Annotated in this window: 6 protein-coding genes; all 6 read right to left on the reverse strand. The window is 58.6% G+C overall.

Features of this window, described 5'->3' with window-relative positions; all coding sequences use genetic code 11:
• Positions 1 to 8: 8 nt before the first annotated feature.
• The gene (locus tag AC13DD_RS07895) at positions 9 to 1,238 is read right to left on the reverse strand and encodes a hypothetical protein (RefSeq protein ID WP_008172094.1); all 1,230 of its coding nucleotides are present in this window, start codon (positions 1,236 to 1,238) and stop codon (positions 9 to 11) included.
• Between the two features lie 311 nt (positions 1,239 to 1,549).
• Positions 1,550 to 2,266 carry a sulfite exporter TauE/SafE family protein gene (locus AC13DD_RS07900; RefSeq protein WP_008172096.1) on the reverse strand — a complete coding sequence of 239 codons (717 nt, stop codon included), beginning with the start codon at positions 2,264 to 2,266 and terminating at the stop codon, positions 1,550 to 1,552.
• Positions 2,267 to 2,280: 14 nt separating this feature from the next.
• The gene (locus AC13DD_RS07905; RefSeq protein WP_008172097.1) at positions 2,281 to 6,126 is read right to left on the reverse strand and encodes a hypothetical protein; all 3,846 of its coding nucleotides are present in this window, start codon (positions 6,124 to 6,126) and stop codon (positions 2,281 to 2,283) included.
• Positions 6,123 to 9,917: a hypothetical protein gene (locus tag AC13DD_RS07910; protein WP_008172098.1), complete on the reverse strand. Its 3,795-nt coding sequence runs from the start codon at positions 9,915 to 9,917 to the stop codon at positions 6,123 to 6,125. The genes AC13DD_RS07905 and AC13DD_RS07910 overlap by 4 nt, the downstream gene beginning before the upstream one ends.
• Positions 9,918 to 9,926: 9 nt before the next feature.
• Entirely contained in the window at positions 9,927 to 10,889 is a 963-nt protein-coding gene (locus AC13DD_RS07915; RefSeq protein WP_039881919.1) for a hypothetical protein, read from the reverse strand.
• Positions 10,886 to 12,922: a hypothetical protein gene (locus tag AC13DD_RS07920; RefSeq protein ID WP_039881920.1), complete on the reverse strand. Its 2,037-nt coding sequence runs from the start codon at positions 12,920 to 12,922 to the stop codon at positions 10,886 to 10,888. The genes AC13DD_RS07915 and AC13DD_RS07920 overlap by 4 nt, the downstream gene beginning before the upstream one ends.
• Positions 12,923 to 12,936: the final 14 nt, after the last annotated feature.

Here is a 12,936-nt window from a genome sequence, read left to right on the forward strand (position 1 = left end):
CAATGGTTTTATGGCTTGAATGTAAGAACCTGCGGAACAATATTTGCCCTTCCCGCACCTCCCTGAAGAGTAAAGGCGGACGCCATCCAGTAGGTTTTACGGCGTGGGTCTGGCTGGATATCGAGGTAGTCTCCCCATGCTCGAGCGTGGGGCTGGTGGCTAGAGGCATCGCCCAGGGCCATCTGCCAGTTTGGCAAAGCATTCGACTCTCTGTCATCCAGCCACCCGACCCCCAGCGTTGGGTGGCGGCCTCCGGCACCGCACACCGCGACTATGCCCACATCGCCCCGTTGGTTCGGGCAAACTGACGGATAAGCCCAGGCCCGGTCCGAATTCCACAGATCGGGCTCATCAATCAGCTCATTCGAACTCTTCCTGATTCTCACCACGCGTACGAAGGGAAAAGGGTGCTGAACATCCGCCGAGGCCACCCAGACGAAACCAAGAACACCGCCTGACTCCCACGCTCCGAGAACGCGATCATCCATGCGATTCATCCATTGACTTGTCGCATCATCAGGTTTTGCGTAAGGGCCGTCGCGCCAATGCCTCACAGCGACGGAAACTTGCGAGACATCCTCTTCGTCGTCAGGCCATCGGAACACCTCGATAGATGGCTGAAAATAGCTCAGGCTGGCAAAGATCGCCGTACTTCCCATGCCACGACAAAAACGGAGAGATCCGAATTCTTCCGTTGACCAGGCTTCCCGGGAGATCGCTTCACGCGCCTTCAATTGATCCAGGGACAGTCGTAACACCACCGCTCTTTGCCAGCGGTCTGTGGTTGTGCTGAAAACGTTGAACGACAGCAAGAGGTGGTTATCTGATTCGGCCAGATCGGGGTAATCCAGCCAGGTCCCCGACCACTGTTCGTCAATGTCCGTCGGAGTTGTATCCCACCAGGTCCATGTACCAGGCGCGCCGGATGAACTGACAGCGACACGAATCAGGTTTCCTTGGGTGGTCTTGGAAAACTGCAGAAGCCAGATCCAGAGCCGTCTGGCAGAGCAGTAGTGAATGAGCTGATCGCAACAGAATCCAGCGCCTGCGGGAGGCAATTCCGTGTAGGGGTCTACAAACACCCAGTTGTCGCCACCGTCGGTGGTTCGGGAACAGAACCAGTTGCCCGTGACGATAATGCGTTTGCCGGAGCATGCAAGAGCAGGTTCCAGGATTGTAGCTGCCTGTCCCCCGGTGTCGCCACTGTTCAACCGCTTGGTATCGACGATAGCTGTCATGGCTTTTTGCCTTTCCGGCCTTTTGAACCCTCGTCGATGACGGCCTCAGGCAGTGCCGATGTTTGCTCACCCGGTCCTCCCTCGGCTTCCGGCTCCGGCTGGCTTTCCGATGACGGACGAGAGATTTTGCCGGGCCCCGGCGCCTTTCGACGCGGCGAAATGTTTTGATCTTTCTGATCGAAATCAGGTTTTTCTGCCGGTTGTCCGGAGGCCACCTTTTCGGCTGCGTCTCGTGCAGGTTGCTTTTCAGGTGCCTGGTCAGTCAAGGAATGGTGTTTTCCCACTCCCTTCTTCTCTTTTGGGTCCGCCATTTATGTCACCAGTCGCAAGATATAGCCGCCCATTACGGTCCAGAACAGAACGCTATACCAGCGTTCTCCCAGTTTCCTGTTGATGGTTCTTCCCAGCAAGGTACAACCCGCCATAACAAGGACCAGAGTACCTGCCAGAACCAGATGCTCGATTTGCAGCAAGCCGGACTGACTGAACACCACGGCCTTGGTCGTGTCGCCGACCAGGGACACCAGAGAGGCGGCGCCCACAAAGTAAAAACGCTCAAGCTGCAGGCTGCGAAGTGCAACGCCCTTCAGCGGCCCCGAAGTACCTGAAATACCTGAGGTAGCGCCAGAACAGAACGCTAGCCCAACCCCCCAGGCTTTTTTCGCGCGATGATAGGGCGAAAACTCCCACACGAGGGTGACAACAATCACCAGCGCAACGGCATACCGAATCCATAGCTCTGGCAGTTTGAGCATCAGAGTCGCGCCCAGTGCGGTGCCCAGCAGAACTGCGATGATGACGGCGCCGGAGGCCCTCCAGGGCAGGGTTTTCCGGTAAACCGTCACCTTCGCAACGTTGTTGCAGGCCAACAACAAAGCAGCCACGGCGATCCCCTCTTTGGTACCGATGGCCATCATCATGGCGGGCACCAGAATCAGGGAACCGCCGAGGCCCGCTGCAGCGGAGACAATAAACGACGCCGGGATGGCCAGGGCCAGAAGGATCAGAGATATCGCATCAAGTTCCATCGGTGCGTCCTTGCTTAAGGGAAAAGTTGATTGCCGGGTCGAGGCCAGACGCTGACAACCCGGGCCGCAGCATGGGGCCAGTTGCGCACCAGATTTTCCACGGAGGTAACCGGACCCGTTGGTACTGCCGAAAAGACATCGTTTGTTGAGCCGACAACAGCCAGGAGCAGTATCCGATGACCGGTCGAAACGCCGGAAAGGTCCACGTTGATTGACACGGCTCGTGGCATTCGAGCAGCCAGGTCAACCGACAAACGGTTCAATGGCGTGCCGTCAGCCGCCAGCGCCACGTTCCATCCCGGAGGTGTTGGCTGCGGCGCTCCGCCGGTCAGGCTGCGGACAAAGGGCACGAGGTTTGTGCAATCGGTTCCCAGCAATGTGTTTTGAGAGGCTCCGGAACGCCATAACAGCACCACAAACGCTCCGTTTGCTGCCACCGGCCGGGTGTCTCGATGGTGCAGCAACACATCAACGGTGCTTCGCTCGCGGTATACCTGCCAGACTGAGTTCCTGACTCGCCGGGGTACCACTGTTTCCATCAGGTCAATCTCCGAACCGGGTAACGCTGGTACGGCTGCGTTTTGCCAGGGTGCCCTGTAAACACCCGGCGAGCCGTTCTCGTCAAGTGCGTTGGCCATGACGTCAGCCCACAAGGCTGCATCTATTCGTCTTGCGCCCGGGTTTGCGATGCCTCTCAAGCGGCGGTGGCGCTCAACGAGATCACCCATTTGATCACTCCACTCACCATTTGGGATGACGCTGGGGTAAATCCACCGGAAGGCGGTCTGGAACGTCCAGAGTTGGTAGCGCAGGTTTCCGTTCCAGATGTTGGTTCCCCGGAACGATGGCGTTGTCCCTACTGGGGCCTCGGGCCGCACGACGATATCCGGACTTGAGAAGAAAGGCTCTGCCGCTGCCCCGGGACGAAGACGCGGATTTTGCATGGGGGTCGGGAACATGCGACGGTCATCCCTCGGGTGCACGCGCACATAGGTTCGGGCGGGCTCAGCTGCAGCGAGGTTGACCTCCCAAACGCCTCGGGACTGCAAGGTGGCCCTCATCAACCTCGGCGACGTGCCCGCGCCGGACGGATCTTGCCAGATGTGAAGGTCCTGCACGACCGCTTCCGGCAGACCGTTCACGAACAGCTGCCACGGTCCGTGGGCGTTACCCGCAATTCTGGTTGCCGTCCACACCGCAGTCGAAGTTCCAACGTACACGGTATTGGGATTCGCCGGGTCAACCGTAACCGAATACGCCGGGTCGATCGGACTGGTTGCGAGAGGGGGCATGGGTGGCAGGGCCTGACCCAGGCCTGTCAGCCGACAACCGCCAGCAGCGTCATCGTAATAAAAACAGGAGTCTGCAGCAGCGGTTGGCGAAACGGCCGCCACCGCTGCGGATGTTGGCGTAGCTGGAACCGCCGGTGTCCAGGTATTGGTCTGGCCGGTTGTCACGAGATAGAAATCGCTGGTTCCCGGAACTGGAGCAATATCTGTGAAAAACGTAGCCTGCGGTGTTACCAGTGGCGCAGCCGGCGCCGCAACGCCCGGGCCGATCAACGCGGTTGACGTCCAACGCCCCGCATTACCGGGATCCTCGCTGTAACGGATAACCCCCTGATTAAATAAGGCCAACAGGGTGCGCTCATCGACCCATTTCACCGTGACCACCGGCCCAAAACCTGCTGGCGGTACCCCAAAGGCCATGTTGGCTGCAGTGCTCGGGGTTCGGTTGCCCGGACGGCCATCCCGCCACTGCACAAAGGTGCCAGCGGCGGTTATGGGTAATACTCTCCACGTGTTCGGGTTGCTGGTACCCAGATTGTCGGTCACCCAAACCCTGTTGGTCCCCAGCGCTACCCTTCCCAGGTTCCCTGCCGCACGTCGAACAGTATCGATACCCGAATAGAAGTTACTGGCATTGGACTCCGGATCGTTGTTGATCAGATTACACGGCGCTCGGTATCGGCCCGCCGGGTCACAGGCCCAATCCGCATTGGCAAATTGCCCCATCACGTAGTGGGACTGAACCGGGTGAAACGTTACCCCACCACCGTCGCCCTGCATCGACGTCTTCATCTCCCAGACGGTGCTTCCCACCCGGACCTGTCGGCCATTGTCCTGACAACCGAGCATCGAAAAATGGCTGGAGGTGGGATGACTGGCACTGAAGATAGATTCGATGGACGCAAGACCCACGTTTCGGCTGCTGAAGGTATTGGTTTGGCCATCGCGCAGGGAAACGAACACGCCGCCATCGCAACCCACCCAGATTTGCCGGGATCCATCTGCATTGGTGGCTTTCCTGAGAGAATGAACGTCCGGGTGAACTGCATCGCCGATCAGACCAGGCTGTGTGGCTCCTGAGTTCGTGCCGACTGGCTGATCGGAAACGCCCGGAGACGGTACGAGGTTGTTGCCATTCACGTCGAAAGCCCAAATGGACGCGTTCCAGTTATTGACCTGAATGAGCGACCCGCCGATATAGACCCGGTCTGTCCGTACCGGCGGTGGAACCAGAGCCGTATTCCGGGTCGTAACGACGATGGCCTGATCATAGTCACGCTGCCCGGGCCAGAGATTGGCGGCGGATGGAATGTTATTCAATGGGTTGGCAATGGGCGCAGCATCACCCGGATTTGCTATTTGCCAGATATGGGGCACAGGATTCCCACCGGCGGGATTAGTGGTCACCTCACCGAGAATATACAAAGCGGTGTTGTCATCATTCACCGCCATGCTCATTCTTCCATCCAACCTTCCCGTGGCCGGGACAGTCGGTGCCGGAAGAAAGTTCTGCGTAATCCAGTTGAAGGTGTTGCCGTGATCGTCTGAGAACGCAATGCCTGAGCTTCGAAAACACACAAACAGACGATTTCCGACATAACACAAATCGGTCGGCGCACGATTGACCGGGGCCATGGCGGCCCCGTTTGCGGGCGGCGATGGCGCGGGGGCAGGCAACGGCAGGGCTGACCAGGTAAACGAGAGGTTACCGCCAACCATGGATCGAGTGCCCAGATAAAGTCCGCCGCCCTGGATGTTCCAGCCAAGATCCCGACCACCTGAAGTGGCTGCGATCACACGATCTCCGGCAGCTCCGGGTGCGGAGCCGGGAACGCGTACCATGCGTGTTATCGACACGCCCTCCAGAGCGGCAATGCCCGTCGCAGTTTCCCAGGGGTCCGAACTGACCGCACCGGCGGCGGGTCCTGATGCGGCGAGAATGCCAACCCCGCGAATTGCATCAGCGCCATCAACACCCTGCATCGCGTCGAATTCACCGGTACCCACCATCACAAAATCAGCACCGGCGTTGGCACCGAAGTTCACCAGTAAACACCCACAGGCGAATGCGCTGGTGTTGCCACCGAACCGCCTGGGCTCGTTGGCCCAGCCCCCCAGGGGTTCCCAGGTAGCGCCACCGTCGCCGGTATACCAGACGCCACCTTTGGCCGTGCCTGCGTAGGCGCGTTGGCCATCAGGGCTTACGGCCAGATCACGAACCCGGCCAGACACTCGCGGCCTACCCTCAGCCTGCCCCTGACGAACCACCGAGGGCCCGATCGGCACCCACCGATTGGTATTGTTGGCGGGAAACGCCATGGGGGCGGGCCCCAGGCCAGCCGAAGAACGGGCAGACGTTCGGGCCGGAGGTTCGCCGAATGGACCAATACCCTCGCGCTCCATTAACGCCTTCATGGAGGCCGCCAACGCCTGTTTGTCGGGTGAACCCGAAATTGATGTTAAGAAGCTATCCCTCGCGACCGCGTTTTTTCGCTTCTCGGCTTTCCTCTTGCGGCGCCGTGCAAGCGCTCGTTCCTGAGCGAGAGTAGGATCAACCGGTACATCACTCATGACTGATCCTCCTCAATGATCCGAATCCAGCCCTCCTGGAATTCGTGAGGCGTTCTTGGCAGAAGTGCTGACTGCGTCGCGGCAACGATGGGGTCGTCTCGCCAGGTCAAGGGGCCGGTCCGACGGGTGAACTGTTGCTTCTCGCCCAGAAGATTGACCTTGGGTAACCGAATCTCCTCAGGATCAACAAGCACCGGACCTACCCGAACAGAAGGGATAACCCGCTTTAGGCCATCATTGATCCAGGCGTCATTGAGAGCCAGTGACTTTCTCGGCAGAACGCCGGAGGTAAGGTGAACCTTGCCAGCAGGCAGCATCAACAGCGTCAGCGTATGGCAGGTACCGGGCCGGACGTAGAAAAGATCCTCGTCAACCAGATAAGGATGGTCCAGTGGCTGGACATCCGGAACATGAACCTTGCCCAGCAAACCCAACTGCCCTCGGCGACGACCGCTCTCCCTAGCCAGCGCACCGATGGACTTGTCGACGAGATGGAACTGGTCGTAGTTGTCATCAATAAAATATCCGAGCAGTGAATCGTCGCTGCGCTGGAGATCGCCCAGCCGTACCGGAAACGCCTGATCCCGGAGCGCCTCGAACGCGGCCTTGCGGGTATTCGCCGTTTCAATTGAATCCACTCGCACATCGTCAAGATCGTCGGGTACATCCAACCTCAGTGTCGCCTTGACCACAGCGATGGGACGCCCCACCAGGCCGGCAATCGATGATGACCCCAAGGTACTGAAGGTATCCACTGTCCAGAGTGTGGTGTCGATTGCCCTCAGCAAACCTGTCAGCGAGCTTTCGGTAGTCGGTAGCTCCCCCTTCCGATGCTGCACATCCGTTCTGATCACCCCGGAAACAAGATTGCCCACGGGCGTTGCATCGGGCGGCAGATCGGCCATAGGCCCAGCGCCCGGGGGCAAGGGCCTCCCCGGAGCTGGCTCCCAGCGGACCGCTCCGGTCAGCTCATGATGACTGATCTGGCCCAATGGATTACCCCTCTTATCGAAAGCTTCGAGAGATTCATCAATGTGGTCAGGTAACAGAAAGCCGGCAACAGGGTTAACCGCCAGGGTTGGCTCCAATTGATTCACAAAGGCTTCAGGAGCCAGTGCCGGGTCGCCCTGGTAGGCCGGATCGACCAACCGAAAAAGCCAGCGCCCGCCCCCCTGGATGCGCAGTGGCATCTTCATGGCAGAGGTATCATCCGGTATTTCCAGGGGTGTGGTGGTTTGAATGTCCGTGGTAGGCACGTCAAGGACACGGCCAAATGCATCCACCAAACGAAGCGCCTTAAAGGAGATGGTTCCCCCGAACAAGGTCAAAGGATCGGCAATAACCTCTGGCCGGTCATCGGCGCCAGGCGTGGAGAAGAATCCGCCCAGATAGTTCAGGCCCAGGAGTTGTTCCCTGACCCCATCCAGAGAGGCCGACGCCAGATCCTGGGGTTTGATGAAATCCGCCAGGGTATTCAATGTGTTTTCCTGGGATGCCGTCAGCGTATCGCCTGTGGCCTCCCTCTCCTGCTCCGCCGCAATCCAGCGGCTGATACCTGCCTGAAGAGCCGTCCCCAGGCCCCGATGCAGCGGGCTACGGCCAACAATCTCAATCATCTGGACATCATTGGCGTCGGTTTTTCGAACCATGTCCAGTTCATCGAGCTGCCAATCAGTCAAAGAAGTCGAGCCCTCCAATTCAATCCGCCATTCCAGCCAAAGCGGCACCCAGGGCTGTCGCCAGGCGGTAACCCCCAGTGGGCTCGGGCTCAGCCCCTCAAGGTAAGAGGCAACAGCCAGCTCAGCCGTGATTTGCTTTTTCAGGGACGTCTCCCGGAAAGAGAATTGCTGCCAGGTTTCCTTTCCCGGCGCTTGCGGATCCGCAAGGCTGCCAGACAAGGTGTACGCCCCGCTGCCGTCGTAGCGACCATCTGCGGAGTAGAGCCGGAGCATCTCTCCTTCAATGCGGCTCTGATACTTCGGGCGAACCTCGTCCTTGTCGGTGGCAGCGTTGGCCAGCCAGCGGCTGCAGTAGGGATTCAGAACCAGAGCTTCACGTACGATGGTCAACACTTCGGGCGGGATTGCGCCCGATCCCAGCGTGGGCACCAGGTCTTTCGCCTTGACCACGCCTTTGATGCCTTTCACCGCCTCATTGGGGTAACGGCACCGTAAACGGCCATTATCATCGTGGAGCCCGTCATAATGATGGCGCAGGCTTGGCTTGGCACCTTTTATGGCCAGCGACGGGGGCTGGGGCATGAAAAGACGGGGTGCGGGTCGTTCAACGGTGCGCCGGTCTTTGAGCGCACCCCGAATCGCATCGGATTTGAGCTCGATTGGTGGAGCTTTGGGCGCTTGCATTTCCTCGCTGAAGACAACTTTGTCACGCCAACGAGGCAGCGGCGACACCCGTTCGGCGGTGCTCTCCTTGCTCATCCTGGCTCGCCCTTTTCGCCCGACCGAAGTTGCGTTAACCGACGCGGAGTCCTCAACGCGCAGATGATCGAGTTTGGCTGCAGGCAAGGGTTTGCCCGGACGAGAGCTGAACATGTCGTCGTGCTCTCGCTCGGCAATATCCCGCAGGCCGTCCTGAGTGCCCATACGGTCCATCAAATCGCTGGTGAAGGCAGCGGCCAGCATTTCAGCGGCACGCCTCTGGGAAACGCTATCGCCAATGGCATCTGCGCCGAGCGCGGTAACCAGATCATCCGTATCAAACCCGGCCGCGACCGACAGCGCCTCTGAGGATGGGCGCTCGTCAATGACAGGCATGTTCTCTCCGATGGGGACGCCTGAAATCATGCCGTGAAAAAGCGACATGAAGGTGGGAGATTTCTGGGCAATAAACAACTTGGAGGCTTTATCAACCGGCAGGCCCATTTCCGGAGTCATGTCGGCGTATGTGAAAGATTCAACGCGACCTTTTGCCACAAAACTGGTTGGAGTTGCCTCAGCTGGCTGCTTCATCTCCCCTTTCGATAACAGACGTTCCAACACGGCCAGATCCGGTTCGTTGCTGGGCGGCTCGGCTTCCGGATCCAGATACCATCCAAGGTCGGCCATCACATCCAGCAAGTCTTTTTTGCTAACCACCGCCAGCGGATCTTTGTCCATGTCCGTATACCAGCCCGCAACGGTGTAGGTACCGGCATCTTTCTCAAAACCGTCTTTCGCGGTCTTTCGAAGTTCTGGCAGATCTTCCAGGGCATCATGGAAAGCGAAACGATTGGCACTGGCATGATAAGACGCGGTCCAGAGGGGCGATCCGCCTACGGTCCCGTCCAGAGGTTCATAGGTAGGCTGTTCCGAGGTACCGAAATTCGATCCGTTAAAGGAGCCCAGAGGCCGAATGCTCGCGGTTTTTGCATCGATCACCCAGCCTCTTATCATGGGCCGTTTAATCCCGACGGGGAAAAGCGCTCGCACCACAACCCAGTGGTTGGGAAGCTCTGTCATTTCCAGCTCGCCGCCTGCAGCTGATTCGCCCCCCCTCAGGAGCGCATCGGGAAGTGCCCAGTGCAGGTGAACACCATTTTCCGGCACCTGCCCTTCAGCAAAAGGCGCAGGGTCGCCAGGCCCACCGGTCACGGACACCAACGGCTCCGGGTTGGATTCTTTTGCAACATAGGCCTGAACATCGATGGGAACCAGGATGCGTTTGTTCCGCCGCAAATCCGGGTCCCAGGTATTGACGGCGGCCAGGTCAGTATCCGCTCGAACCAGCCAGGCCCATCGTTCGTCATAGACCGCTTTCGTGAGGGTCTTTTTCTTCAACAGGTGTTTGAACATAGCGCCCCCTCACAGCTTGAATGTGGCGTTAACCATGGGCTCATAAGCCACGGTCGCCCGGAACATGGCAGATATCGGTGGAACCTGAACCTCCCCAAACACCTGCCGCCATGGGAATCGAATTAACTGCAAGGCGTACTCCGCGCTATCCAGACCATCGCCCGCGCCGGTTTCATCATGCTCAGCCAGAGCCGCGGATAGCCGCCGAATATCAACAACACCGGATGACCCCACGCGAAACGGCACATCTATGTCCTCCACGTCGAGGTAGCTGAAGTCGCTCTTCCTGCGGGGAGTCAGCGTTGCTGAGCGTTGGTTACCGTTATCCTCGTGTTTGAAGCCAAACTGGACGCCCTGGCGCGGTTCCTCCAGGTGAACAACTTTGGGAACACCATCAAACAGGCAGAGCAAAACGGCGGGGGCCAACCTTTCCAGACGCAGCAGCCGGATTCGTCGGGGATCGTCCTCTTCGAACCGGGCTTCGTCGCCCTCCTCCGGGTCTACATCAAAAGCCCGAACATGCATGCCCGGCCACCCGGATACGGCGGCGGAGCGAAGCAGAAATCCGGTAATGGGACCCGTTTGCCCAGTCAGACGTGGGGCGAGCGTGCGACGACGTACGTTGCGCTCTTCGGTATCCAGTTCGGCGCGGATGGCGTTGTATTGGGCATCCAGTTGGATGCGGTCGTCACTATTCACCGTGCCAACGCTGAGCGCGCCCTGGACCAACGCATCCGTCCAACGCCGATCCATGTAAAACCAGCGAATCGATTCTTGCGGGAGTAGTTCGGAGTCCGCCACCAGATTGGCAAATGGAACCCCGTTGAGCAGCCGCAAGCTGACTAACCAGTTCCTCAGCTCCGCGGGCATCGCGGTGTTTTGGTCAATCCTGAATTCGCTGAGCGGAGCCCGTGCGGTTTTTTCCAGCTCCTGGCCGAGGTTTTCGAGGATGTCCTGGTTTTTGTTGATCATGACTCGTCCTCATCCGTGAAATCTCTGGGGCGGTCCCGCAGGATCACATCCAGATTGTCATTCAAGCCCTCTCTGATCAGGCGATCTGTGACCGGAAATGCAGGGCCGGTCAGGTGTTCGTTGATCAGTTCATTCGACAGCGTGCTGGACACCAGATCGACACGCTGCCGGTCCAGATCCGCCTCCAGGGTGTCCCGCAAATCGACTTTGCCCAGTTCACGTGTAAGCAGGTCTTCTTTGGGCACTTGGACACCCCGCAAACCCTCGAAAACTTTGTTCAGGTCGCCGACGAATAAGGCCGGCGGCAGCCCCAACCCCCGAGCAAGCACGGTGGTGGGCTGACCATTGAATTCCAGAGGCCGTCCCGGTCCGACTTGGGGCATTGGATTTCCCAGAAACTTTTCAGGGGTTCTCACAACAGCATCGGCAAAGAAACGCCCTGAAAGCCGGCCCAGATGGCGGATGTCGATTTGATCAATGCTTGCCCCGAGCACCTCCTCCCAGAGAGTTCTGTTTTTTATGAGCAGGGACTTCAGTCGGGCAGCGTGATAGTCGTTTTGTCGCCACCGCATCAACGAAGCGATGATGGACGGTTGAGACAGTGTGAGAAGACGGCCCGTTTCAAAGGCAGTGGCCAGTGACAGATCTTCCCGGCCATCCGGTATAACCACTCGTAGCTGGTCTGAACTGTGTGCCAGCTTCAGTCGATCAGCACTGGAATTTCGGGTGGGATGCGGCACCAGCGGTCCTCTGTACCAGGACCGTACCTTGTCACCCTCACGGGTTTGGTGGCCCAGACCGACATGCCCACTTTCGGCAACCTCCAGAGGCAGGCGGCCACTCACGGATTTCTGACCTGGCCCAACATCGCCAAGCAGACGGGAGTCCAGGTTTTCCATCAATGATCGGAAGGTGGTGTCGCCGGTCGTGGTGAAACTCCAGTGCAGTAAAACCGGGAACCGATATTCGGGGTCCAAAGGCAGGACCTCGAAGGTTTGAATCACCCGAAAGGGCTCGGCCATATTGAGAGCAATGTCTGCCGAAGTGGAGCCTTTGGACTTTTTGATGGCCCAGGTACCGGAGCCGGAATATGGGACCGCGCCGGCAGTTGCCGCAGCACCGGACTTGAATTGTGTCGATCGGGAGCCTTTGACGCCCGGCGCCAGAGGCACCGGCTGAGTCAGATTCTGAAGGTCACCGGCATTGATTCCCGCGGCCCGTGGAGCCAGAGCCGTGCCCATCACCTGATGGTCGTCGTAACTGGCCATACTCTGGTGAACGGTACTCTTGACCATGAAAGGTGTAACGAACGACGGCACCGGATCCGGGGACCGATCCAACAGCACATCGTATTGGCCCTCAAGATTCACCAGGCAGGCCAGATACTTCACCGGGGCATCATTGCCGTCTTCGTCCTTACCCGGCACAGGCAGTCGGTTGCTGATGACAACGGCAAGAAACCCGTCATCATCACCCATCATCAGTTCGGTATCGTGGATGTCTACTTCCCGGGCATGAGCCAGCAGGTCCACGTCGTTTTTGGTGGGAAAAACCTTATCGATGATTGATTTTCTGATGGCCAGACAGTTGCCCTTGGCGGCTTCTTTTAATCCGTCGAGTTCAACGCCCTCGGTTACGCAATTCGCGACATCAACGCCGGTTTCCAGCCTGGCTTCCCCTTCGGCGATGAGCACAAGTGCCAACCAGGGTGTATTGGCGGGTGCACCGTCAAGGCGGCGCTCCCATGGCAGAGTCCGCCTTTTGATGACCACCTGTGGCAGGCGGCTGCCATAGCTACCAAAAGAATTGGCCGGTGGATAGGTCGACAGAATCTGATCAGGCGGCAGAATGTAGCGCGGCGACCGAATCCTGAGGTGGATATTCTCCTCGTCCACCTTCAGCGCACTGGCATCCAGACTGGCCTCCGGCGTTTGCGCTGAGAATTTCTGGTTGGCCCTTATACGCCACAGTCCCGCCTCAAGAGGCGGATTCAGTTTGGCGTAGAGCTTGAATTTTCCTTCACCAACAGGCATCGCTTGCTTCCTTC

This window comes from Marinobacter sp. L-13 (genome assembly GCF_056857715.1).